This window comes from Streptomyces aurantiaciflavus, assembly GCF_049808595.1.
Lineage (GTDB): Bacteria > Actinomycetota > Actinomycetes > Streptomycetales > Streptomycetaceae > Streptomyces.
The window spans coordinates 249,252-271,624 of sequence record NZ_JBNCAQ010000012.1 but is presented as its reverse complement, the minus strand read 5'-3'; the positions used below and the strand labels follow the sequence as shown (position 1 = coordinate 271,624).

The window sequence follows — 22,373 nt, the reverse complement described above, 5'->3', positions numbered from 1 at the left end:
GAGCGGGGCGATGGTGCGGCCCTCGCGCTCGGCCGCCTCCCAGTCACGCGGCCTGAGCTGGTACTTCTCCGAGTCGAGGTACTCCTCGCCGCCCTCGCGCAACGGGGTGTTCTCGCACAGTTCGTAGCCGCTGTAGATGCCCCAGGTGGGAGACAGGGTCGCCGCCAGGACGGCCCGCGCCTCGAAGGCGGGACGCCCGCCGTGCTGGAGGTAGGCGTGCAGGATGTCCGGCGTGTTGGCGAAGAAGTTCGGCCGCATGTAGGAGGCCGCCTCACCGGAAAGTTCGGTGAGGTACTCCGTCAGTTCCTGCTTGCTGTTGCGCCAGGTGAAGTAGGTGTACGACTGCTGGAAGCCGATCTGGCCCAGCGTGTGCATCATCGCGGGCCGGGTGAAGGCCTCGGCCAGGAAGATCACGTCGGGGTCGGTGCGGTTGACGTCCGCGATCACCCGCTCCCAGAACACCACCGGCTTGGTGTGCGGGTTGTCCACGCGGAAGATCCGCACCCCGTACGACATCCAGTGCCGCAGGATCCGCACGGTCTCCCTGACCAGGCCGTCCATGTCGGCGTCGAAGGCGATGGGGTAGATGTCCTGGTACTTCTTCGGCGGGTTCTCGGCGTAGGCGATCGTGCCGTCCGGCCGGTGGTGGAACCACTCGGGGTGCTTCTGCACCCAGGGGTGGTCGGGCGAGCACTGCAGGGCGAAGTCGAGCGCGACCTCCAGCCCCTGCTCCCTCGCCCGCTCGACGAACCAGGCGAAGTCCTCCAGAGTCCCCAACTCCGGGTGCACGGCGTCGTGGCCGCCCTCCGGCGACCCGATCGCCCACGGCACGCCCACGTCGTCCGGGCCGGGGGTGAGGGTGTTGTTGCGGCCCTTGCGGAACGTCGTGCCGATGGGGTGGATCGGCGGCAGATAGACGACGTCGAAGCCCATCGCGGCGATCGCGGGCAGCCGCCGGGCCGCGGTGCGGAAGGTGCCGTGCGGACGCTCGGCCGTGCCCTCGGAGCGGGGGAAGAACTCGTACCAGGAGCCGTACAGGGCCCGTTCCCGCTCCACCAGCAGGGGCATGGCGGTACCGGCGGAGACGAACTCCCGGAAAGGATGGCGGGCGAGGACCTCCGCCACCTCCGGTTCCAGCGCCGCCGCGTAGCGTTCGGTCGCCGGCAGCGAGTCGTCGAGCAGCTTCCTGGCGGCCTCCCGCACCACGGTGCGGGCGGGGCCGCGCGGCACACGGGCGGCCGCCCGCTCGTAGAGCCGGCCGCCCTCCTCCAGGACCAGTCCCGTGTCGATGCCCGCCGGGATCTTGACCTCCGCGTGACGGCGCCAGGTCGTGAGCGGGTCGCTCCAGGCCTCCACCGTGCAGGTCCAGCGGCCCACCTCGTCCAGCGTCACCTCGGCGCCCCAACGATCGGTCCCCGGGGCGAGTTCACGCATCGGCGTCCACGGTCCACGGCGGCCGTCCGGGCCCTTGAGGACCACGTTCGCGCCGATGGCGTCGTGGCCCTCGCGGAACACGGTCGCGGTCACCAGGAACGTCTCCCCGACCACGGACTTGGCCGGCCGCCTGCCGCACTCCACCAGCGGCTGGACGTCCCGTACCGGGATACGGCCGATCGCCTTCGTGGACCTCACGCTGCACCTCCGCTGAACTGAAACAGGCCTCTGTCGCCCGCTGTTGGATGCCCGAGCCCGCCGGGGCAGGGGCACGGACTGCTAACGCTTCGCAGCCAGTCGCGGTACCGGCCTGGTCACCGTCAGCCGTGCGAGACCATTCCTCCGGCCCACTCCGCCCCGCCGGGGGCGGGCTTCCGCGCCGCCGCGCAGGTACTGCTCGGCGGCGTCCGCGGCCTCACGAGCGCACCGCTTGCCCATCAGCACACAGAGGGTGTATCCGCAGTTCTCGAAGGTGGCGCGCACCGCGCGGTCGCCCGGGCACGCGAGCATCGCACGCTCCCACGCGCGGTAACTTCGCAGACGTCTGGCCACTTCGGTCTTCGCTGGTAGCAGCATGGCGCTGGTCACCTTCCGGGAGTTCGAGAGGTACGTCGGCCCGCGACGAGCGGGTCGGCCCTGTACGCAGAGGTGCGGAACCGTCAATCCTCCCGAGGCCTTCACTTATGGTGCACGGCCCACCACTCAACGTCCTGTTGGATCTTGGTCGTGGTGTGCTCGTGTTGCACGAATGGCGTAGCGGCCTCACTGTGGTTGTGACTCAGGAGCGATCAACGCTCACGCTTCGTGTTCGGGGTGCTCGGTCTTCGGTCCGAGGAGGAGCGGGAGCCTCGCCGGTGAGGAGCAACGACGATGAAGACCGCAGTGCCCTGCTACTACCACCTCGACGTGGACGTGAGCCCGGAACGGGTCGGGCAGGTCAGGCGCATTCTGGCCGCGCACCTCCGGTACTGGGACCTGGAAAACCTCGTCGAGCCCGTCTGCCGTGGTGCCGAGATGCTGCTGAAGGCCATCGACGAGCACGCCACGGACAAACACACGTCGATCGAGATGTGGTGGAACGGCCAGCACCTCATCACCGCCGTCGGGGGAGGCGACCGTGACCTGCGCCCGGACCAGGACCTGCGTGGCTGCCTCGAGCGGATCGCCGCCATGAGCGACGGCTGGGGCTGCTGCGCCACCGCCACCGGCAGCAAGGTCATCTGGTTCTCCCAGCGCGCCCGCGCCGGCGAACGTGTCCCGCTGGTACCGACCGTGCCCGAGCCGGACCTGCGCGAGATGCTGCAGGTGCCGCGCGAGCTGCCGGTGACGGCCCTGGCCGCCGCCCCGGCGGACGAGGCCGACGACGCCATGGAGGGCGCCCGGTGACCTCGCGGACGAACCGGAGCGCAGGGGTGCCCGTGTGGAGCGGGCACCCCTACCCGCTGGGTGCCGACTTCGACGGAGAAGGCACCAACTTCGCGTTGTTCAGCGAGGTCGCCCAACGCGTCGACCTCGTCCTCGTCGACGACGACGGCGGCAGCCGCGGCGTCGCGCTGAGCGAGGTCGACGGCTTCGTCTGGCACGCCTATCTCCCCGGAATCGGCCCGGGGCAGCGCTACGGCTACCGGGTCCACGGTCCGTGGGACCCGGCCGGCGGGCACCGCTGCAACCCGGCGAAGCTGCTCCTCGACCCGTACGCGCGGGCCGTGGACGGCCAGATCGACAACCACGCCTCCCTCTTCGAACGCGCGGGCGACCGCCCCGACCCGAAGGACAGCGCCGGGCACACCCTGCTCGGCGTCGTCACCGACCCGGCGTTCGACTGGGGCGAGGACCGCTCGCCGCGCCGCGCGTACGCGGACACGGTGATCTACGAGGCCCATGTGCGCGGCCTGACCCGCACCCACCCCGACGTCCCGCCCGAACTGCGCGGCACCTACGCCGGCCTCGCGCACCCCGCGGTGACCGAACACCTCACCTCGCTGGGCGTCACGGCGATCGAGCTGATGCCGGTCCACCAGTACGTGCAGGACGGCGTGCTCAAGGACCGGGGCCTGTCCAACTACTGGGGCTACAACACCATCGGCTTCTTCGCCCCGCACAACGCCTACGCCGCCCACGGCAGCCGGGGACAACAGGTCGCCGAGTTCAAGGCGATGGTGAAGGCGCTGCACGCGGCCGGTCTCGAAGTGATCCTCGACGTCGTCTACAACCACACCGCCGAGGGCAACGAGAAAGGCCCCACGCTCTCCTTCCGGGGCATCGACAACGCCTCCTACTACCGCCTGGTGGACGGTGACTGGGCCCACTACTACGACACCACCGGCACCGGCAACAGCCTGCTGATGCGCCACCCCTACGTCCTCCAGCTGATCATGGACTCGCTGCGGTACTGGGTGACCGAGATGCACGTCGACGGCTTCCGCTTCGACCTCGCGGCCACACTGGCCCGGCAGTTCCACGAGGTGTCCCGGCTGTCGGCCTTCTTCGACCTCATCCAGCAGGACCCCGTGATCAGCCGCGTCAAGCTGATCGCCGAGCCGTGGGACGTCGGCGAGGGCGGCTACCAGGTGGGCAACTTCCCGCCCCTGTGGTCGGAGTGGAACGGCCGCTACCGCGACGCCGTACGGGACTTCTGGCGGGCCGAACCGGGCTCGCTCGCCGAGTTCGCCTCCCGCCTCACCGGCTCCTCCGACCTGTACGCGCACCACCGGCGCCGCCCGCGCGCCAGCGTCAACTTCGTGACCGCGCACGACGGGTTCACCCTGCGCGACCTCGTCTCCTACAACGACAAGCACAACGAGGCCAACGGCGAGGACAACCAGGACGGCGAGAGCGTCAACCGGTCCTGGAACTGCGGGGTCGAGGGCGACACCGACGACCCGGCCGTGCGGGAGCTGCGCGCCCGCCAGCAGCGCAACCTCCTCGCCACCCTGCTGCTGTCGCAGGGCATCCCGATGCTCTGCCACGGCGACGAACTCGGACGCACCCAGCGCGGCAACAACAACGCCTACTGCCAGGACAACGAGGTCTCCTGGATCGACTGGCGGCTCACCCGCGAGCAGCGCGACCTCGTCGGCTTCACCCGGCACCTGGTCGCCCTGCGCGCCGCCCACCCCGTGCTGCGCCGGCGCCGTTTCTTCCGCGGCGAGACCCTCAGGCACGCCGGCCAGCCGCTGCCCGACCTGCTGTGGCTGCTGCCGGACGCGCTCGAGATGACCGACCAGGACTGGCAGCGCTCCGACGCCCACTGCGTCGGGGTCTTCCTCAACGGTGACGCCATCGCCGAACCCGACTCCCAGGGCCGGCCCGTCGTCGACGACTCCTTCCTGCTGCTGCTCAACAGCTACTGGGAGCCCGTCGTCTTCCGGCTGCCCGGCGCCGAGTACGCGGAGCGCTGGACGGTGTGCGTCGACACCGTGGAACCCGACGGCGTCCCGGACGAGACGGAGTACAAGGCCGGTGCCGCGGTGGCCGTCGAGGCCCGCAGCCTGGTCGTACTGTCCCGTCCCCCGAGGCGCTCCGACTGACGGGGCTCCGCCCCGGGCGTCCTCAGCGGTCCCGGTGCGAGGTCACCGTGAACTGGGCGCCGTCCGGGTCCCGCAGCACGGCCTCGTCGACGGCCTTGCCCAGCACACTGCCGCCGTGCTGCTCCGCCGCCCGCGCGCAGGCCGCGACGTCCGTGACGGCGAAGTGGACCTGCCAGTGCGGCCGGATCGTCGGGTCGGGGGCGGCCTCCAGCGCCCCCGACTCGATCCGGGCCACGATGTCGCCGCGGCTGCGCAGCACGACCTCGCCGCTCTCGTAGTGGACCTCGCAGCAGCCGGGGCGGTCGGACGCCCAGTCGAGGATCTCGCCGTAGAAGATGGCCGAGTCGAAGGCGTCGCGGGTGTGCAGGCGGATGAAGGCGGGGGACGCCTGCCGCCAGGCCTCCCAGTTGCCCAGCAGCGGTCCCTCCCAGATGCCGAAGGTGGCGCCCTCCCGGTCGGCCAGCAGCGCCGCCCGGCCGGGCGGCAGGGAGATCGGCCCGACCGCGACCGTACCGCCGCGCTCCCGGACCCGGGAGGCGGCGACGTCCGCGCTGGGCACGGCGAAGTACGGCGTCCAGGCCACCGCCATCTGCCACATCGAGGCGACGGCCGCGATGCCCGCGACCGGGACCCCGTCCACCAGCGCCGTCCGGAAGTGCTCGCCCAGCCGGCCCCGACGCCACTCCCAGCCGAGGACGGCCCCGTAGAAGTCCTGCGTCGCCTCCAGGTCGCGGCTCGTCAGGCTCACCCAGCAGGGAGCGCCGAACACGGAGTGCGTGGAGACGGCCTCCGCCGGACCGGGGGCAGATGTCGGATGATCGTTCATGGCACTCGCGTTCCCTGATCTTTCGGCGGCAGCCGTGTCTTCCACCAGTGTCCGGCCGGAACCGTCCACGGCGCCTGCCGAGAGAGCCGGTGGCACGATGGAGAGGTGCCACGAGTACCGCGCGGGTCCCGCGACGAAACGGACCGGGTCCTCGAACTCCAGCGAGAGGTCGACCAGCTCAAGGAGGCCGTCGCCTCCCACGCCGTGGTGGACCAGGCGATCGGTGTCGTCGTCGCCCTGGGCCGGATGACGCCGGACGAGGGATGGGACGTCCTCAGAGACGTCTCCCAGCACACGAACGTCAAGTTGCGCAACGTCGCGGAGATGATCCTCGTCTGGGGGCGCGGCGGAACCCTGCCCCATGAGATCCGTGCGGAGCTGGAGGGCCTCCTCGACCGCCACGGCTCCCCACGGATCCCGGGCGCGCCGCCGGTGGAGTGACGCGCGCGGCACGCCCGCGCAACCCTCACTGCCCTTCGGGGGCGACCTCCTCGCGCAGCCGGGCGAAGCAGCCGCTCAGCAGCCGCGAGACGTGCATCTGCGAGATCCCGAGCTGCTCGGCGATGCTGCTCTGGGTCATCCCGCCGAAGAAGCGCAGGTACAGGATGGTCCGCTCGCGTTCCGGCAGCGCCCGCAGACTGGGCGCGACCGCCACCCGGTCGACCACCGTGTCGTAGGCGGGATCGGGGCCGCCCAGGGCGTCCTCCAGGGCGTAGCCGTCGGTGCCGGGCATCTCGGCCTCCAGCGACAGCGCGGAGAAGCACTCCAGCGCCTCCATCCCGGTGCGCACCTCGTCCTCGGTCAGGTGCGCGAACTCGGCGATCTCGGCGACGGTGGGGGGCCGTCCCGGGGTGGTCTGGGACAGCTCCTTGGCAGCGTGCCGCACGCGATTGCGCAGGTCCTGGACCCGGCGCGGCACGTGCAGCGTCCACATGTGGTCACGGAAGTGACGCTTGATCTCGCCCGTTATCGTCGGCACCGCGTACGCCTCGAAGGCGCGGCCGCGGGACGGGTCGTAGTGGTCGACGGCCTTCACGAGCCCCAGGGCCGCCACCTGGTAGAGGTCCTCGAGAGCTTCGCCGCGCCCCCGGAAACGGACGGCGATCCGCTCGGCCATGGGCAGCCACTGCTGGACCAGCTCGTCCCGGAGCGCCTGACGCTCCGGCCCGTCGGGCAGCCTCGCGAGCCGGGCGAAGGACTCGGTGGTGTCCGGGGCGTCGTCGTGGGGGTGCTGCTTGGTTCTGACGGTGCTACGCATCACGCGCGCCTCCCTCAGGGAGGGTGCCGGTGGACGGACACCGTGGGACGCGCGCTCGGACCTGTGAGAGCACACCCGGGACCGGCCCGTTCGGCGGGATCCCACGGACGTGCCTCCTGTCCGAAGCACTTCCTGCTCATTCCCAGTGTGGGCGTTCTGAAACGGTTACGCATCATTTGTCCCTACCGTTCCTTGACCTGCCCTTGGGCCGGATATCTCTGACACAGAGGTAATCTCGATCACGTGGACCAGGAGACCCTCCCGGAAGAACTGGCCGACGCGCTCGTGGGCATCCAGCGGCTGCTCAGGCGCCGGCTGCGCGCCGGTCTGACCGTGCCGCGCCTGCGGGGCGCCGAGGTGGAGCTGCTGCGCCTGGTCGAGGCGCGCCCCGGGATCGGCGTGTCGGACGCGGCCAAGGAGCTGTACCTGGCGGGCAACTCCGTGTCCACCCTGGTCAACCAGCTGGTCAAGGACGGCTACCTGGTCCGGGAGACCGACCCCGCCGACCGGCGTGCCGTCCGCCTGCTGCTCACCGAGGCCGCCGAGGCCCGGCTGCGGGACTGGAAGGAGCGGCGCGCCGCGCTCGTCGGCCGCCACGTCGCCCGGCTCGACGCCGCCGACCAGGAGGCGCTGCGCGCCGCCCTCCCCGCCCTGCGCACACTCGCCGTCCAGCTGCACGAGGAGGCCGAGGAGTCATGACGACCACCACCGACGCCGTCGCCTGCACCCAGCTCGCCTACGCCTTCGGGGACACCCGGGCGGTCGACGGACTCGACCTGACCGTCCGTGAGGGCGAGGTCTTCGGTCTGCTCGGCCCGAACGGCGCCGGAAAGACCACCGCGATCCGCTGCATCACCACCCTGCTGCCGGTCCCGGCCGGCATGGTCCGCGTCTTCGGTCACGACGCGGCCGGGGAGCGCATGGGCGTACGGCGGCTGCTCGGCTACGTGCCGCAGCAGCTCTCCGCCGACGCGAACCTCACCGGCCGGGAGAACGTCTCCCTGTTCGCCCGCGTCTTCGACGTACCGCGCCGTGAACACGCGGCGCGCGTCGCCCAGGCCCTGGCCGCCGTGGACCTCACGGACGCCGCCGACCGGCTCGCCGGCACCTACTCCGGTGGCATGGTCCGGCGCCTGGAACTCGCCCAGGCGCTGGTCAGCGCGCCCCGGCTGCTGATCCTCGACGAGCCGACCATCGGCCTGGACCCGATCGCCCGGACGAGCGTCTGGGAGCACATCACCGCCGTACGCGAGGCCACCGGCATGACCGTCCTGGTCACCACCCACTACATGGACGAGGCCGACCAGTACTGCGACCGGGTGGGCCTCATGCACCACGGCCGCGTCCGCGCCCTGGGCACCCCGGCCGAACTGCGCCGGGGACTCGGCGAACGCCGGGGCGCCGCGGCCACGGATCCGCTGCCCACGCTGGAGGACGTCTTCCGTGACGTCGCGGGCAGCGGCCTCGACGACCAGTCAGGAGACTTCCGCGATGTCCGAAGCACCCGCCGCACCGCTCAGCGCGTCGGTTGACCGCGCCCGCGAGCAGGGCATCGACCTGCTGCTGCGGCCGCCGGAGCCCCGGGCGGGCTGGCGGCTGCTGCCGGCCCGCGTCGCCGCGATGTGCGCCGTGGAACTGCAGAAGCTGCGCCACGACCGCACCGAGCTGTACACCCGGGCGGTCCAGCCGGCCCTGTGGCTGCTGATCTTCGGCCAGACCTTCACCCGTCTCAGGGCGATCCCCACCGGCGGCGTCCCCTACATCGACTACCTGGCGCCCGGCATCATCGCTCAGTCCGCGATGTTCATCGCCATCTTCTACGGCATCCACATCATCTGGGAGCGCGACGCCGGCGTTCTCAACAAGCTGCTGGTGACGCCGACCCCGCGCTCCGCCCTCATCACCGGCAAGGCGTTCGCGGCCGGTGTGAAGTCGGTGATCCAGGCGGTCGTCGTGATCGTCATCGCCGCCCTGCTCGGCGTCGCCCTGACCTGGAACCCGCTCAGGCTGCTCGGGGTCGCGGCGATCGTCGTCCTCGGCTCGGCCTTCTTCTCCTGCCTGTCCATGACCATCGCGGGCATCGTCCTCAGCCGCGACCGGCTGATGGGCTTCGGCCAGGCGATCACCATGCCGCTGTTCTTCGGCTCCAACGCCCTCTACCCCGTCGACGTCATGCCGGGCTGGCTCCAGGCGGTCAGCAAGGTCAACCCCCTCAGCTACGAGGTGGACGCCCTGCGCGGCCTCCTCCTCGGCACGCCCGCGCACCTCGCGCTCGACTTCGCGGTGCTGATCGTCGCCGCCGCGCTCGGCATCACCGCGGCCTCCGCGCTGCTGGGCCGGCTGGCCCGCTGATCTTGCCGGGACGCGGCGCCGGGACGTGATGTGCGGCACGCCCGCGGACCGCCCGTGCGGGGCCCGTCGGCGGATAGTGCCTGCGCACGGCTTGATCAGCGATCAAAAGGGGTGAATTCCCTGGCCACAGCGCATTCTGCTCATTTGACAGTGCACTGAGCACACGGATAGGAAGCAGCCCGTAGCAAGTCGAGAGGTGGACTGTGTACGAGCCGAACGTGGTCGGGGACTGGCAGGAGTACGACGAGCATGCCGGTCTGCGGGTTCGCGTCCACCGCCTGGAGCAGGCCGAGCCGCCGCGCGGGCGGGACGACGCGGCCGAGGGACTGACGTATTTCTGCCTCCGGGTGACCGTGGAGAACCGCGGGGAGCACAGCTTCGGCATCCACCTCGAGGACGGGCAGATCGACGTGCGGATCGGGCCCGACGGGGAGAGCGCCTTCATCGACTGGCGCAACTCGCAGTTCATCGAGGGCTTCGACGTCTACCCGCTGCGCCGGGCCACCGCCGTGCTGTACGCCGCCGGACCGGAGGCCGCGCTCAGTCAGGTGGACGTACAGGTCCAGCTGCGCGTGGACGACGAGTGGGCCGGGCGCCGGATGTGGGTCGGCGGCGTCGGCCTGCAGGAGGGCGCCGCCGGGACCGCGGCCGGGACCGGCCGGGAGAGCCTGGCCCGTCAGGTGAGCAACTTCCTGCGGGACCAGGCCGAAGAGGGCACCGCCTGACCCCGCACCCGGCCACGGCGTGTCCGGCGGGCCACGCCGCGGACGCGGGGCCGACGCGGCACGGCCGGCTCCCCGCGACCTGATCCGCCGGGCAGGGCCCAGGGCCTGTTGCGAAAGTGGCGCCTGCCGGGCGACGCCCGGCACGCTCCCCCACTGCCTGAAGGGCGTGGGAGGTGCCCCCACTCGCCGCACCGCCCGAAAGCCCGAGTACGCCCAGTACGAGGGCTTCCGGACGGCACGCCGAGAGCACGCACCGACGGCGACATCAGCCGCTCCGCGGCGGATACGCGGCCGCCCTTCGGGCGACGACGCCACTGTCGCAACAGGCCTAGTGCGGGATGCCGTCGATGATCTCGCGGGCGCCCTGGCGCAGCAGCGCCACGGCCACCGAGGTGCCCAGCGTGGCCGGGTCGAGGCGGCCCGCCCACTCGTGGGCGTTCAGCCGCGTCTTGCCGTCCGGGGTGAACACACAGGCCCGCAGGGACAGTTCGCCGCTGCGGTCCACGTGCGCGAAGCCGGCGATGGGGCTGTTGCAGTGTCCCTGCAGCACATGCAGGAACATGCGTTCCGCGGTGGCCTCCCGATGGGTGGCCGGGTCGCCGAGCCCGCTGACGGCGTCGATCAGATCGGTGTCGCCCTGGCGGCACTGCAGGGCGAGGATGCCCGCGCCGATCGGCGGCATCATCGTCTCCGGCGACAGCACCTCGCTGATCACGTCCCGCCGCTCGATGCGCTCGAGACCGGAGACCGCGAGCAGCAGCGCGTCCGCCTCGCCCGCCGCCAGCTTCTCCAGCCTGCGGTTGGCGTTGCCGCGGAACGGCACGCACTCCAGGTGCGGGTGGGTGGCGGCCAGCTGGGCGATCCGGCGCACCGAGGAGGTGCCGATCCGCGTCCCCGCCGGGAGCTCGTCGAGGGTGAGGCCGCCGGGGTGCACGAGGGCGTCGCGGATGTCGTCCCGCTTCAGGAACGCGGCGAACACCGTGCCCGCGGGCAGCGGCCGGTCCGCCGGCACGTCCTTGACGCAGTGCACCGCCAGATCCGCCTCACCGGCCAGCAGCGCCGCGTCCACCTCCTTCGTGAACGCGCCCTTGCCCTCGACCTTGGACAGGTCCCCCATCCACTTGTCGCCGGTCGTCTTCACGGGGACGACCTCGGTGCGCACACCGGGATGCAGGGCGGCCAACTCCGCGCGGACACGCTCGACCTGGGCCAGGGCCATGGGCGAGTCGCGGGAGACGATGCGGATCACTTCCGGAACGGGCATGCGGGACACGATAGACCCTCGGACGGGTCACTGCTCGACGGTCAGGGTGAAGCGCACCTTCTCCTTGGCGTGGGCGCCGAGCCGGTCGTAGAAGCGGATCGCTCCTTCGTTCCAGACGGGCGTCTGCCACTGCACCTCGGTGAGGCCCAGGGCGCGGGCCTCGGCGGTCACCGCGTCCATGAGGAGCGCGCCGAGGCCGTGGCCGCGGTGGCCGGGGGTGAGGAACAGGCAGTCCATGTGCAGGTATTCACAGCCGTCCCAGGTGGACAGCTCGGGCGCGCAGCTGGCGTAGCCGACGACCTCGCCGTCGGGTGTCTCGGCGACGAGGCAGCGCAGCCGGGGGGCCGGTGTGCCGAAGAGCAGGGTGTGCAGTCGCTCCGCGAGATCCGGCGCCGGTGGCGCGGCCCGCTCGTACTCGGCGTGCTCACAGGCCAGTTCGGCAACCCGCGGCAGATCGGCGGGCCGGGCGGGCCGTACCAGGGGCGCGTCGCTCATCGCACGGTTCCCGCCACGGTGTCCGCGCTCCAGGCGGCGAGGCGGTCGGGGAGCGGGCCGGTGCCGCTCAGGACATGGCGGGAGAACGCCTCCCGCTCGTGCGCCAGCAGGGCCGCCTCCCAGACGCAGGGCGCGAGCCCGGCCCGGCCCGGGCGCAGCAGCTCGGGACGTCCGACGGGGCCCATGAAGATCGCGAGGTCCGCCATGTCGCCCTCGATCCAGGTGTGGACGAGCACGTAGTCACCGTCGCCGCCCGCGTGCACGATCAGCACGGCGAGACCGAGGGAGCCCCGCTGCCGGCCGGACGCCAGGTGGTCGGCCGCCATCCGCAGGGCCGCCTCGGCGTCCTGCTCGGTGACCGTGCGGCCGGGCGCCTCCAGCGCGTAGGCCTTCACCAGGTGCCCGGCGGTCTCGTGCGTCCCCAACGGCCGTGCGGGACGGTCATGGTGATCCTCGGCCAGGGCCAGCAGGGCATCAGCGTCGACCGCGTACGGGAGTTCCTTGGCAAGATCCATACGCCCATCATCGGGCGCGGGACGACGGTCACACCAGAGGACGGCTGAGTTCCACCGAGCGCAGTGCGGCGGCGAGTGCCTGCTCGTCCCCGACGTCGAGGGCGGTGTCGGTCAGCTTGATGACGTGTTCGTCGCCGTGGGCGAGGGCGCGTTCGACGACTTCCTCGGCGGTGAGGCGGGCGGGCGGCACGTAGTCGACCGGTTCCGCGGGGGCGTACATCGCGGTGACGGCCGCGGACGCCGTCCAGGCCGCGTGCAGGCTCGGCGCCCACAGCGTGCGGGGGAGCGAATCCAGGGTGCGCAGCACGGCGTTGGGGGCCGTCGCCGCGTGCACCAGCATCGTCTCCTCGCCGTGGCCGTGGGTGGCGTAGCGGTGCGTCGCGGCGCGGACCAGTTCGGTGAGGCGGGCGCGAGCGGTGTCGGGGTCGGTCACGTCGTCGGCCCAGACGGGGAGTTCGCGGACGACCGCCAGGCGGTCCGGGTAGGCCCAGCTCTCCAACCGCACCGCGGGGACGGCGTCCAGCGACTCGGCCGCGGTCGGCGCGCCGGGCAGCGCGGTGACGCCGGAGACGGGGCGGTGCCGGGCGGCCCAGTAGCCCAGGGCGTGGGCGAGTTCGGCGACGCGGGGCGCGTTCTCCTCGGCCTCCAGGGCGCGTACGGCGTGGCCGACCCGGATCACCGGGTGCGTGGCGGCGCCGTACAGGCCGGGCAGCAGGCGGGGCCACCACTCGGCGAGGACGTCGCGCCACGGGCGTTCGGCGAGGGCGCGGGTGAAGTGGGCGACCCAGTCGGCGGCGCGGCGGATGTCGCCCAGGGCCTCCCGCCAGTCGGCGTCCGTGACCGGGGCCACCGGGTCGGGAAACTCCTCGAGTTTGTCCTGGTAGCGGTCCAGCCAGCGGTGCACGGCGCCGGCCTGCCCGTGGGCGGCCAGGGACTCGACCACCATGGGGGCGTGGTTGGAGAGCCGCCCGAGCCGTTCCGGACCTGTGCGGTGGAGCCGTTCCAAAGCCTCGTCGAGCCGTCCGCTCATGTCGTTCGTGGTCATGTACGGGACGTTACGGTCCGGGCGGCGGACCGGGATCGGGCCGGGGGCCGAACCCGAGCGCGGCTCGGGTCCTAGACCCCGGGACCGATCCCGGGCACGGGCTCACGCGTTGGGGTCGAAGGCGATCCCGGACGGCTTGGCCGACGCGAGGTGGTTGGCGAAATTGGCGTCCTTCAGGCCGAAGTTGGCGCTGCCGAAGTCGTACGCGCTCAGCTTGTCGCGCAGGCCCGCCGGGTAGCCGTTCCAGCCGACCAGCGGCGGGTACTGCCAGGTGCCCTTGTGGTTCTCCGGCGGCTCGTCACCCGAGTTCGCGAGCCGGAAGCAGTGGGTGCTGATGCCGTCCTTGTGGTAGACGATCTTGGCGTGTGTGCCGTCGAAGCGGACCCCGGAGGCGGCGGTGACGGTGAACGAGCCGTGGTTGGACGTCGAGACGTACTGGACCTGGTTGTTCTGGACCCAGACGACCACGTGCTCCCAGTCGTGGCGGTGCCCGCCGATGCTGCTGCCCGACACGGCCTGGTCCTTCTCGAAGTACAGGCCGTACATGTAGGCGCACCAGCCGTTGTTGCACTTGTAGCGCGAGTAGCTGTTGGTGTTGTCCAGGTCGGACGCGTCCCGGCAGTCGCCGCTCAGCGAACCGGTGGGCTTCAGACCCCCGTTGACGGTGCCGTCGGGGCCGATCGCGGGCGTGGAGTAGCAGCCGTCCGTGTCGTAGTCGAATGCGGGCTGGAAGGTCTTCTCGGCGGCCTCGGCGTTGGCCGGCAGCGCCCGGGGCGGGGCGGCGAAGGCGGCCGTGGGGGAGGCGACCACGAGCGCGGCGGCGCCGGCGAGACCGGTGAGCCATCTCCTGCGGTGAGCCTTGAACTTCGGTGACGACACTGCGTCCTCCTCTTGGTTGCGGGCGCAGCCGAACGGCTGTGGGGGAAAAGGCGGTTCAGCTTCCCCGGTTTTCACTTCCGCGCCAAGAGGTCGCAGGCGTATCGATGGTGAAGTGCGGCCCAATACTCGGGATGTGACGGTACATCAGACTGGATTGTCCGGGATGTCGGCCGCCGACTCCTCAGGCGTGAGGTCGGTCCGCAGCCGCAGCCAGGACGGCTGGCGCAGCAGTCCCGCCCGGGTACGGGTGCTGAAACGGACCTCACCGACCAGCCGGGGCAGCACCCAGTGCGCGCCCCGCGCCGCCGGCACCGGGTCGAAGGGGCACACGTCGGTCGCGCCGGCCCGCAACAGCGCCGCCAGCTCGACCCGTTCGGCCTCGCTCCAGCCCGTGCCCACGCTGCCGACGTAGCGCAGGGCCGTCCCCGCCCGTTGCCCGACGAGGACCGCGCCGGGCAGTCCCGTGAGCCGGCCCTTGCCGGGCAGCCAGCCGCCGATCAGCACGTCCGCGGTGCGCATGTTGCGGATCTTGATCCAGTTCCGGGAACGCACCCCGGGCTCGTACACCGAGTCCAGCCGCTTGCACACCAGCCCCTCCAGACCGTGCGCGCGTGTCGCCTCCAGCGCCTCCCGTCCGTGCCCGACGATCGCCCCCGGCGTCGACCAGTACGGCCCCTCCAGACCGAGCCCCTCCAGCCGCGCCCGCCGCCGGGCGTAGGGGAGCCGGAGGAGGGAGCGGCCGCTCAGGTGCATCACGTCGAACAGCACCAGGTGGACGGGCGCCGAGGCCGCGAGCCGCGCCGCCCTGCCGGGCGCCTGCACCAGCCCCATCCGGGCCTGCAGCAACTGGAAGTCGGCCCGCCCCTGTTCGTCCAGCGCGAGCACCTCCCCGTCCAGCACGGCCGGTGTCCGCCCGAGCGCACCGCCGACCGGCCGCAGTTCCGGATACGCGGCGGTGATGTCCTCGCCCGACCGCGCACGCAGCACGACGCTTCCGTCCCCGGCGAGGTAGACCACCGCCCGCTGACCGTCCTGCTTGGTCTCGTAGGCCCACCGCGCGTCCTGCGCCGCGGACGGCAGGGTGCCGGGGGTGGCGAGCATGGGGGCGATCAGGGGGAGGGTCACGGGGTGAGAGTCGACAGGGCCGCGGCCCGTCACGCGCACCGTGCAGGCGTTTCCCCTGAACGGAGGGGAACAGGCTCAGTCGCCGGAGTAGCCGAAGACGCCCAGGTGGGTGGGCCGGTCGCCGGTGTGCAGCACGACGTGGGCGCCGGTCCACCGCAGGCCGTACTCCTCGATGAGCGTGGGATCGCCCGTCGTGCGTCGGCACCGGGTTCCCGGGCCCGTGTGTACACCTGACGGAACCGGTCGGGCGCCGGCGCCACCCGTACGCCGGGGCCACAGACGACCGGGCCCGGGCTCCCTCACCACACGCAGGGCAGCTCGACGTCGACCACCGTCGGTCCGCCCACGGGGCTCGTGACCCGCACGGTTCCGTCGAGCGCGGCGACCCGGCGGCGCATGCCCGGCAGCCCCGAACCGGCGCTGTCGTCGGCACCCCCGCAGCCCTCGTCCCGCACCCGCACGCTCAGCCCCGTCCGGGACCGGGCGAGCCACACGTCGGCCCGGTCGGACCCGCTGTGCTTGGCGGCGTTGGTGAGCGCCTCGGCGACGACGAAGTAGGCGGCGGCCTCCACCGCCGCCGGCGCCCGTGCCCCGTCCTCCAGCTCGTCCGCGTGCACGGCCACCCGCAGCCCTGCCCCACCCTCGGCTTCGGACGAGCGGGGGGACCCCCATCGCGCCGCGAGAGCCCGTACGGCACCCACGAGTCCCCGGTCGGTGAGGATCGGCGGATGGATGCCGCGCACCACGTGCCGCAGCCCGGTGAGCGCCTCCTCGGCCTGCTCCTGCGCGGCGGCGAGCAGCTTGCGCGCGGCCTCCGGGTCGCCCTCGTAGGCCCGTTGGGCCAGCCCGATGCGCAGGGAGAGGGCGACCAGCTGGGCCTGGGCGCCGTCGTGCAGGTCGCGTTCGATGCGGCGCAGCTCGGCACCGTGGGCGGCGACCGCGTCCGCCCGGGTCGTGGCCAGCTGCTCGACCCGCCTGGCCAGCAGCGCCTGCGGGGAGGGCCTGAGCAGGGCGGCCGACCAACGGGCCTCCAGGCCGGCGAGGCCGACGATGAGCGGCAGCACCACCGGGGCGCGGCGCAGCAGGCCGGCCCACACGCCGTCGACCACGAGCGCCGCCGGCCACAACGGAACCATCAGCACCGTCAGCCAGCCGTAGACGTAGTACGCGACCATCCAGCGCAGGTCGGTCAGCGTGCCCGGGTCCTTGACGGCCGTGCGCAGCCGTTCGGGGAGGGGGCCGGTGAGCGGCCGGTAGGCCTCGGGGACCTCCCGGCCGGTCCAGCGGGCCGTCAACCGCCGCTTCGCGTCGGCGATCCGGCGGATCAGCAGCACGGTCTCCGGCACCATCCAGATCCCGACCAGCGCGACCGCGCCCGTGGCGGTGAGGAGCAGGACGGTGATGAAGAGGTAGGTACCGAAGGCCATGGCGGCGGCCAGGACGAGGTGGACCGTTGCCCGCCCCGCCTGTCGCAGGGTCGCGCGCATGGATGCCGTTCCTCTCGTGCGGAGCAGGGGACGGGGGCGGAGCCGGTGGGGTGCGGAAGAGGTGTGTGCCAGCTCGGCGGGCGGACCGGTCGTGGCCCGCCCGACGGCTGTGCGGCCGGCGTCGGGCGCCGGCGCCCGCTCAGTCCTCGTCGTCCAGGGTGACGACGACCTTCTCCGCCGCGCCCGGCGTCAGCGTGAGCTCGAAGGCGCGCTCGGCCTGCGAGAACGGGACGCGGTGGCTGATGAGCCGGGCGAAGCGCTCCTGGTGCTCGACCAGTTCGGGGGTCACCTCGAAGATCTCGGTGGGGTAGCCCTGGGAGGCGACGAGGGTCAGCTCACTGCGCAGCATGCCGCCGAGGTCGAACTCGGAGCCCTTCTTCTGCACGGCCACCATGACGAGCTTCGCGCCCCACTTGGCTGAGTTCACCACGGTGTTGAAGACGACCGGGGCACCGGCGGCGTCGATGAAGATGTCGGTGCCGGGCCGGGGCTGGCCGAGGGCGTTGGCGCTCTGGCCGTGCAACTCGGTCAGACGGGCGGCCACGTCCTCCTCGGCGGAGTCGATGACGGCGTCCGCACCCACGGCCAGTGCCTTCGCCAGCCGGGAGGGGATGACGTCGGCGACCACCACGTGCTCCACACCGCGCAGCTTCAGCCAGATCGCGGCGCCCAGTCCGATCGGCCCGGCGCCGAAGACGACGACCTTGTCGCCGGGCTTCGCCTCGGAGCGGTTGACGCAGTGGCGGGCCACGGCCATCGGCTCGTTGAGCGAGGCGACGTCGAACGGCACGGTGTCCGGGAAGACGGCGACGCTTTTGCCGACCTCGGCGTTCTCGATCAGCAGGTACTCGCTCATACCGCCGTACCTGCCGCCGCAGCCGATGATGCCGGTCGGCGCGTCCTGCGGGTTGACCACCACCCGGTCGCCCACCTCCAGGCCGTTCACCTCGGCGCCGACCTCCACGACCTCACCGGCCGGCTCGTGGCCCAAGGCCACCGGGATCATGTCGCCGCCCAGGTGCGCGCGGGCCGGCATGCCGCCCATGTGCAGGAAGGTGACGTCGGTGCCGCAGATGCCGCAGGCGCGGATCCGGACGAGCGCGTCCTTCGGGCCGGGCACGGGGCGCTCGACGTCCACGACGTCGATCTTGTCGACGCCGCCGGTCCGGACGGACTTCATGGTGCTCATCAGGGGAGCCTTTCTCTGGTCGGTGCAGCGCGTAGGGGTTTCGGAGCCGTTCGGGCCGTCGTCGACGTCGGAAGGCGGAGGTGTCCTCGGGCCCGGCGCCGGTCGGGGGAGGGAGCCGGCCGCCGGGCCCGCGGACCGCGCCGACCCCCGTCCCCACGGGTTCGGCGCTCGGGGAGCCGCCTCCGCTCAAGGCGGCTCCCGGTCCACGAAGTCGTCCCGGGGAGGGGCGACCAGGTTCAGATGCGGACCTCGTTGTTGCTTGAGTTAGGCAAACATAATGGAATTACTTGAGTCAAGCAAGCGATCGCCTTACTTGAGTCACGCAATCAGAAAGGTAGGGTGAGGTCCCATGCAGGCACCGCGCCGCCCATGGCGTGACGACCGTCGGGCAGACCCTGACGCCGTTGGGCCGTTACTCCGCCCGGACCCCCCGCCCCCCATGGCGCCGAGCATGCTCCCCTCGCGAACGGTCTCGTCCATGTACGGCGACACGACGGAGCAGCCGTCGTTCGCCCGCGGTGCCGGCCGGCACGTCCTGGTCGTCGCCGGCGAACCGGACCTCGTCGAACTGCTTGCCACGACCCTGGAGTTGGCCGGCTACCGGATCAGCCTCACGGACACGCTCGCCGAGGCGCTGGCGCGGCTCGAGGCCCACCGGTTCGACCTCGTGGTCGCCGACACCGCCCTTCCCGACCTCGCGGGGGTCGCCCGTACCGGCCGCCCGGTCGTCGCCCACCTGCCGCCGGTCCTCTACGTGACCGCCTGCGGCTTCCTCGACCGGCTCCTGCCCGAACTCGGCGTGGGGGAGAAGGACTACGTCACCAAACCCTTCCGGGTGGCCGAGGTGCTCGCCCGGATGCAGGTCCTGCTGCGCGGTACGGCCCTCGGCGGCCCCGGCCACTTCCCGCGCCACGGCGACCTCGTCCTCGACGACTCCCTCTGCCGGGCCTGGCGCGGCACCCGCCCCCTCGACCTCACCCCCGCCGAGTACCGCCTGCTGCGCCACCTCCTCGTCAACGCGCACCGCGTGCTGTCCAAGGAGCAGATCAGCCGGTACGTGTGGGGCGACTTCCGCGGCGACAACGCGATCGAGCAGCTCGTCTCCCGCCTGCGACGCAAGGTGGACCGCGACGCGCCCGCGTTGATCCACACCCGGCGGGGCTTCGGCTACTGGCTGGGCAGGCGCGAGGACGAAGGCTGACAAGGGGCCGAGCAAACGCCGAAGGCGTCCGGTCGTCGATCGGCCGAGGGCGGTGCCGCGCCGCTGCGGCACCGCCCTTCGCGGTGAGTGCGCGGGTATCGGCGGGCGAACAAGTCCCGTCCGATCCGGGCGAGTTGCCGGGGCGCTTCATTCGTCGCACGACCCCCGCCCGTCATGTGAGCCACGTCACGTCAGGTTTCTGGCAGGAATCTGACCGGAAGGCGTCAGCCCTCTCTGTTTGCATGTGCTCATCGAGGCCTCGCCCCCTTCCCTCCGGCGCTCCGGCCCCTCCGGAGCCCCCCACCACCGAGGAGAACCATGGCCGACACCCCGACCGGTCCGGTCCCCGAAGTCCCCGACGCCGTCCCGGAGTTCCCGATGCCCCGGGCGGATCGCTGTCCGTTCGACCCGCCGCCCGCCCTGAAGGAGCTGCGGGAGCGGGGCCCGCTGACGAAGGTGCGGCTGTGGGACGGCAGCGAGCCGTGGCTCGTGACCCGCTACGCCGAGCAGCGGGCGCTGCTGGGCGACCCGCGGGTCAGCGCGGACACCGACAGCCCCGGCTACCCGACCAAGGCCTCGCCCGAGGCGGGGGAGGGCAAGCTCAGCTTCATCATGATGGACGACCCCGAACACGCCCGGCTGCGCCGGATGGTGACGGCGCCGTTCGCCGTCAAGCGGGTGGAGGCGTTGCGGCCCGCCGTGCAGCGCATCGTGGACGGCCTCATCGACGACCTGCTGGCCGGCCCCCAACCCGCGGACCTCGTCGAGCGGTTCGCCCTCCCGCTGCCCTCGCTGGTGATCTGCGAACTGCTCGGCGTGCCCTACGACGACCACGCCTTCTTCCAGGACCACACCAAGACGATGGTCCACCGCGACGCCACGCCCGAACAGCGGGGCCGGGCGAGCCGCGAGGTGGCCGCCTACCTCGCCGGCCTTGTCGGCAAGCGGCTCGCCGACCCGCGCGAGGACCTGCTGTCGAGCATCGCCGGCCGCGTCGGCGCCGGGGAGATCGACCACCGGCAGGCCACGGAGATGGCGCTGCTCCTGCTGATCGCGGGCCACGAGACCACCGCGAACATGATCGCGCTCGGCACCTACGCCCTCCTGCGGCACCCGGACCAGCTCGCCCTGCTCCGTGAGAGCGACGACCCCGGGCTGGTCGCCTCGGCGGTCGAGGAACTGCTGCGCTACCTGCACATCACCCACCTCGGCCGGCGTCGCGCGGTCACCGAGGACATCGAGATCGCCGGACAGGTCATCAAGGCCGGCGAAGGCGTGATCATGGTCAACGAGATCGCCAACCGGGACCCGGACGTCTTCCCCGACCCCGACCGGCTGGACATCACCCGCGACGCCCGCCGCCACGTCGCCTTCGGCTTCGGCGTCCACCAGTGCCTCGGCCAGCCCCTGGCCCGCATGGAACTGCAGGTCGTCTACGGCACCCTCTACCGGCGCATCCCCACCCTGGCGCCGGCCGTCCCGCCGCAGGACGTCCGTTTCAAGCACGACGCCTTCATCTACGGCGTCCACGAACTGCCCGTGACCTGGTGACGGTTCCCCGTCCCGCCACGGCACGAGAGCCGACCGGGAAGACCGACCGTGAAGAGAAGAAGGGGAACCCCATGAAGGTGGAACTCGAAGCCGACAAGTGCGTCGCCTCCGGGCAGTGCGTCCTCGCCGCCATGCAGGTCTTCGACCAGGACGACGACGGCATCGCGATCCTGCTGGAGGAGCGGATCGGTCCCGACCTCGTCGACGACGTCCGGGAAGCCGTGGCGATCTGCCCGGCCGCAGCGATCCGGCTGGTGGAGCAGTGAACCGGATCGTCGTCGTGGGCGCCTCGGCCGCCGGACTCGCGGCGGTCGAGACCCTCCGCCGCGAGAGCTATGACGGCGAGCTCACCCTCGTCGGCGACGAACCGCACCTGCCGTACGACCGGCCGCCGCTGTCCAAGCAGTTCCTCGCCGCCGAATGGGACGCGGACCGGCTGCCGTTGCGCCCGGCCGGTGACATCGCCGCCCTCGGCCTCGACCTGCGGCTCGGCGCCGCCGCCACCGGCTTGGACCTCATCGGCCGGGCGGTGCGGCTCGCCGACGGGTCCGAGGTGCCGTACGACGGGCTGATCCTGGCCACCGGGGTGCGGCCGCGCCGGCTGCCGGGGGAGGGCGCGCATGTGCTGCGCGGCCTGAACGACGCGCTCACGCTGCGGGAGCGGCTCGCACCGGGCCGGCACCTGGTCGTGGTGGGCGCCGGGTTCATCGGCGCGGAGGCCGCCGCCGTGGCCTGGCGGCTCGGCGCCCGGGTCACCCTTCTGGAACCGGCGGAGGTGCCGCTGGCCCACGCGGTCGGCGTGGAGGTCGGGCGGACGCTGTCGCGGGCCCACCGCGAACGGGGCGTGGACCTGCGCTGCGGGGTCACTGTCACCGAGGTGACCGAGGCCGGCGTACGGCTCGGCGACGGCGAGGTCGTCGAGGCCGACGAGGTGCTCGTCGCGATCGGCTCGCTGCCCAACACCGAGTGGCTGGCCGACAGCGGGCTGACGGTGGGCGACGGCGTGGTCTGCGACGAGTACCTGGAGGCCGCCCAGGGCGTCTACGGCGCGGGCGACGTGGCCCGCTGGCACAACCCGCTGTTCGGCACGTCCATGCGGATCGAGCACCGGACCAACGCGGCCGAGCAGGGCATGGCCGCCGCCCGCAACCTGCTCGCCCCCGAGGGCCGCGAGCCGTTCGCGCCGGTGCCGTACTTCTGGTCCGACCAGTACGACATGAAGATCCAGGCGTACGGCTTCCTGCGCGGCCACGAGGAGGTCGCCGTGGTCGAGGGTGACCTGGACGAACGGCGGTTCGTGGCCGTCTACCGCACCGGCGGCCGGGTGAGCGGGGCACTCGCCGTAGGGATGCCGCCCCGGGCGATCCGCCGGTGGCGGCAGATGATCGCGGCCGGCGCGGACTGGGAGGAGGCGGTGCCCGCGGCGGCGTAGCGGAGCGGCGCCCGTCATGTGCGCGCGTCGTCCCCGCGTACGCGGGGTAAACGCACGCAGTAACT

Annotated in this window: 23 protein-coding genes; 11 read left to right on the top strand and 12 right to left on the bottom strand. The window is 72.3% G+C overall.

Annotated features, from left to right (window positions below):
* The coding region (locus ACPT94_RS17265) for an alpha-1,4-glucan--maltose-1-phosphate maltosyltransferase (protein ID WP_425246218.1) at nucleotides 1-1,632 on the bottom strand (1,632 nt) is incomplete at its 3' end.
* 81 nt (nucleotides 1,633-1,713) lie between these two features.
* Complete coding sequence (locus ACPT94_RS17260) at nucleotides 1,714-2,010, bottom strand: DUF5133 domain-containing protein (RefSeq protein ID WP_360350040.1); 297 nt, start codon at nucleotides 2,008-2,010, stop codon at nucleotides 1,714-1,716.
* A 294-nt stretch (nucleotides 2,011-2,304) separates the two neighbouring features.
* Between ACPT94_RS17260 and ACPT94_RS17255 the strand changes: the two genes are divergently transcribed.
* Both ACPT94_RS17255 and glgX read left to right on the top strand, forming a co-directional pair.
* Nucleotides 2,305-2,820: a pep a2 gene (locus ACPT94_RS17255; RefSeq protein WP_360350043.1), complete on the top strand. Its 516-nt coding sequence runs from the start codon at nucleotides 2,305-2,307 to the stop codon at nucleotides 2,818-2,820.
* Nucleotides 2,817-4,964, top strand: coding sequence for a glycogen debranching protein GlgX (glgX, locus tag ACPT94_RS17250; protein WP_360350046.1), 2,148 nt, complete (start codon nucleotides 2,817-2,819; stop codon nucleotides 4,962-4,964). Before ACPT94_RS17255 ends, glgX begins: the two co-directional genes overlap by 4 nt.
* 22 nt (nucleotides 4,965-4,986) lie before the next feature.
* Here the strand turns inward: glgX and ACPT94_RS17245 are convergent, their stop codons facing one another.
* Nucleotides 4,987-5,790 carry a VOC family protein gene (locus tag ACPT94_RS17245; protein WP_360350049.1) on the bottom strand — a complete coding sequence of 268 codons (804 nt, stop codon included), beginning with the start codon at nucleotides 5,788-5,790 and terminating at the stop codon, nucleotides 4,987-4,989.
* Nucleotides 5,791-5,895: 105 nt separating this feature from the next.
* On the opposite strand from ACPT94_RS17245, the gene ACPT94_RS17240 reads away from it, so the two are divergent.
* The gene (locus ACPT94_RS17240; protein ID WP_360350052.1) at nucleotides 5,896-6,231 is read left to right on the top strand and encodes an ANTAR domain-containing protein; all 336 of its coding nucleotides are present in this window, start codon (nucleotides 5,896-5,898) and stop codon (nucleotides 6,229-6,231) included.
* A gap of 25 nt (nucleotides 6,232-6,256) precedes the next feature.
* On the opposite strand, the gene ACPT94_RS17235 is transcribed toward ACPT94_RS17240, so the two are convergent.
* Complete coding sequence (locus ACPT94_RS17235) at nucleotides 6,257-7,048, bottom strand: RNA polymerase sigma factor SigF (protein WP_360350150.1); 792 nt, start codon at nucleotides 7,046-7,048, stop codon at nucleotides 6,257-6,259.
* A 243-nt stretch (nucleotides 7,049-7,291) separates the two neighbouring features.
* On the opposite strand from ACPT94_RS17235, the gene ACPT94_RS17230 reads away from it, so the two are divergent.
* From ACPT94_RS17230 to ACPT94_RS17215, 4 genes are all read left to right on the top strand, one after another.
* A complete protein-coding gene (locus ACPT94_RS17230; RefSeq protein WP_360350054.1) occupies nucleotides 7,292-7,747 on the top strand; it encodes a MarR family winged helix-turn-helix transcriptional regulator in 456 nt (151 codons plus the stop codon).
* Entirely contained in the window at nucleotides 7,744-8,580 is an 837-nt protein-coding gene (locus ACPT94_RS17225) for an ABC transporter ATP-binding protein (protein WP_360350056.1), read from the top strand. The genes ACPT94_RS17230 and ACPT94_RS17225 overlap by 4 nt, the downstream gene beginning before the upstream one ends.
* Entirely contained in the window at nucleotides 8,540-9,400 is an 861-nt protein-coding gene (locus ACPT94_RS17220; protein WP_360350059.1) for an ABC transporter permease, read from the top strand. The genes ACPT94_RS17225 and ACPT94_RS17220 overlap by 41 nt, the downstream gene beginning before the upstream one ends.
* A 203-nt stretch (nucleotides 9,401-9,603) precedes the next feature.
* Complete coding sequence (locus ACPT94_RS17215) at nucleotides 9,604-10,125, top strand: hypothetical protein (RefSeq protein WP_360350062.1); 522 nt, start codon at nucleotides 9,604-9,606, stop codon at nucleotides 10,123-10,125.
* Nucleotides 10,126-10,453: 328 nt separating this feature from the next.
* On the opposite strand, the gene hemC is transcribed toward ACPT94_RS17215, so the two are convergent.
* The 8 genes from hemC to ACPT94_RS17175 form a co-directional block, all read right to left on the bottom strand.
* Nucleotides 10,454-11,389: a hydroxymethylbilane synthase gene (hemC, locus tag ACPT94_RS17210; protein WP_360350065.1), complete on the bottom strand. Its 936-nt coding sequence runs from the start codon at nucleotides 11,387-11,389 to the stop codon at nucleotides 10,454-10,456.
* Between the two features lie 27 nt (nucleotides 11,390-11,416).
* A complete protein-coding gene (locus tag ACPT94_RS17205; RefSeq protein ID WP_360350068.1) occupies nucleotides 11,417-11,884 on the bottom strand; it encodes a GNAT family N-acetyltransferase in 468 nt (155 codons plus the stop codon).
* The gene (locus tag ACPT94_RS17200) at nucleotides 11,881-12,399 is read right to left on the bottom strand and encodes a hypothetical protein (RefSeq protein WP_360350071.1); all 519 of its coding nucleotides are present in this window, start codon (nucleotides 12,397-12,399) and stop codon (nucleotides 11,881-11,883) included. The genes ACPT94_RS17205 and ACPT94_RS17200 overlap by 4 nt, the downstream gene beginning before the upstream one ends.
* Before the next feature lie 28 nt (nucleotides 12,400-12,427).
* Nucleotides 12,428-13,444, bottom strand: a complete 1,017-nt coding sequence (locus ACPT94_RS17195; protein ID WP_360350073.1) for a questin oxidase family protein — start codon at nucleotides 13,442-13,444, stop codon at nucleotides 12,428-12,430.
* Between the two features lie 102 nt (nucleotides 13,445-13,546).
* Nucleotides 13,547-14,323 carry an NPP1 family protein gene (locus ACPT94_RS17190; RefSeq protein ID WP_360350076.1) on the bottom strand — a complete coding sequence of 259 codons (777 nt, stop codon included), beginning with the start codon at nucleotides 14,321-14,323 and terminating at the stop codon, nucleotides 13,547-13,549.
* A gap of 144 nt (nucleotides 14,324-14,467) precedes the next feature.
* Entirely contained in the window at nucleotides 14,468-15,448 is a 981-nt protein-coding gene (locus ACPT94_RS17185) for an ATP-dependent DNA ligase (RefSeq protein WP_489686584.1), read from the bottom strand.
* 299 nt (nucleotides 15,449-15,747) lie between these two features.
* Nucleotides 15,748-16,935: a sensor histidine kinase gene (locus ACPT94_RS17180; protein ID WP_360350082.1), complete on the bottom strand. Its 1,188-nt coding sequence runs from the start codon at nucleotides 16,933-16,935 to the stop codon at nucleotides 15,748-15,750.
* A 139-nt stretch (nucleotides 16,936-17,074) separates the two neighbouring features.
* Nucleotides 17,075-18,124: a zinc-dependent alcohol dehydrogenase gene (locus ACPT94_RS17175; RefSeq protein WP_425246217.1), complete on the bottom strand. Its 1,050-nt coding sequence runs from the start codon at nucleotides 18,122-18,124 to the stop codon at nucleotides 17,075-17,077.
* 478 nt (nucleotides 18,125-18,602) lie between these two features.
* Between ACPT94_RS17175 and ACPT94_RS17170 the strand changes: the two genes are divergently transcribed.
* The 4 genes from ACPT94_RS17170 to ACPT94_RS17155 all read left to right on the top strand — a co-directional run bounded on the left by ACPT94_RS17170 (nucleotide 18,603) and on the right by ACPT94_RS17155 (nucleotide 22,308).
* Complete coding sequence (locus tag ACPT94_RS17170) at nucleotides 18,603-19,325, top strand: response regulator transcription factor (RefSeq protein ID WP_425246216.1); 723 nt, start codon at nucleotides 18,603-18,605, stop codon at nucleotides 19,323-19,325.
* A gap of 318 nt (nucleotides 19,326-19,643) precedes the next feature.
* Nucleotides 19,644-20,876: a cytochrome P450 gene (locus ACPT94_RS17165; RefSeq protein WP_425246215.1), complete on the top strand. Its 1,233-nt coding sequence runs from the start codon at nucleotides 19,644-19,646 to the stop codon at nucleotides 20,874-20,876.
* 71 nt (nucleotides 20,877-20,947) lie between these two features.
* The gene (locus ACPT94_RS17160) at nucleotides 20,948-21,142 is read left to right on the top strand and encodes a ferredoxin (protein WP_425246214.1); all 195 of its coding nucleotides are present in this window, start codon (nucleotides 20,948-20,950) and stop codon (nucleotides 21,140-21,142) included.
* Nucleotides 21,139-22,308 (top strand): NAD(P)/FAD-dependent oxidoreductase, encoded by a 1,170-nt coding sequence (locus ACPT94_RS17155; protein WP_425246213.1) that lies wholly within the window; start codon nucleotides 21,139-21,141, stop codon nucleotides 22,306-22,308. Before ACPT94_RS17160 ends, ACPT94_RS17155 begins: the two co-directional genes overlap by 4 nt.
* The last annotated feature ends 65 nt before the right edge of the window (nucleotides 22,309-22,373 follow it).

Coding starts and splice junctions, on each gene's coding strand:
- ACPT94_RS17260 (WP_360350040.1), bottom strand. CDS start 2,010: ATGCTGCTACCAGCGAAGACCGAAGTGGCCAGACGTCTGCGAAGTTAC.
- ACPT94_RS17255 (WP_360350043.1), top strand. CDS start 2,305: ATGAAGACCGCAGTGCCCTGCTACTACCACCTCGACGTGGACGTGAGC.
- ACPT94_RS17245 (WP_360350049.1), bottom strand. CDS start 5,790: ATGAACGATCATCCGACATCTGCCCCCGGTCCGGCGGAGGCCGTCTCC.
- ACPT94_RS17235 (WP_360350150.1), bottom strand. CDS start 7,048: ATGCGTAGCACCGTCAGAACCAAGCAGCACCCCCACGACGACGCCCCG.
- ACPT94_RS17225 (WP_360350056.1), top strand. CDS start 7,744: ATGACGACCACCACCGACGCCGTCGCCTGCACCCAGCTCGCCTACGCC.
- ACPT94_RS17220 (WP_360350059.1), top strand. CDS start 8,540: ATGTCCGAAGCACCCGCCGCACCGCTCAGCGCGTCGGTTGACCGCGCC.
- hemC (WP_360350065.1), bottom strand. CDS start 11,389: ATGCCCGTTCCGGAAGTGATCCGCATCGTCTCCCGCGACTCGCCCATG.
- ACPT94_RS17205 (WP_360350068.1), bottom strand. CDS start 11,884: ATGAGCGACGCGCCCCTGGTACGGCCCGCCCGGCCCGCCGATCTGCCG.
- ACPT94_RS17200 (WP_360350071.1), bottom strand. CDS start 12,399: ATGGATCTTGCCAAGGAACTCCCGTACGCGGTCGACGCTGATGCCCTG.
- ACPT94_RS17195 (WP_360350073.1), bottom strand. CDS start 13,444: ATGACCACGAACGACATGAGCGGACGGCTCGACGAGGCTTTGGAACGG.
- ACPT94_RS17180 (WP_360350082.1), bottom strand. CDS start 16,935: ATGCGCGCGACCCTGCGACAGGCGGGGCGGGCAACGGTCCACCTCGTC.
- ACPT94_RS17175 (WP_425246217.1), bottom strand. CDS start 18,124: ATGAGCACCATGAAGTCCGTCCGGACCGGCGGCGTCGACAAGATCGAC.
- ACPT94_RS17170 (WP_425246216.1), top strand. CDS start 18,603: ATGTACGGCGACACGACGGAGCAGCCGTCGTTCGCCCGCGGTGCCGGC.
- ACPT94_RS17165 (WP_425246215.1), top strand. CDS start 19,644: ATGGCCGACACCCCGACCGGTCCGGTCCCCGAAGTCCCCGACGCCGTC.
- ACPT94_RS17160 (WP_425246214.1), top strand. CDS start 20,948: ATGAAGGTGGAACTCGAAGCCGACAAGTGCGTCGCCTCCGGGCAGTGC.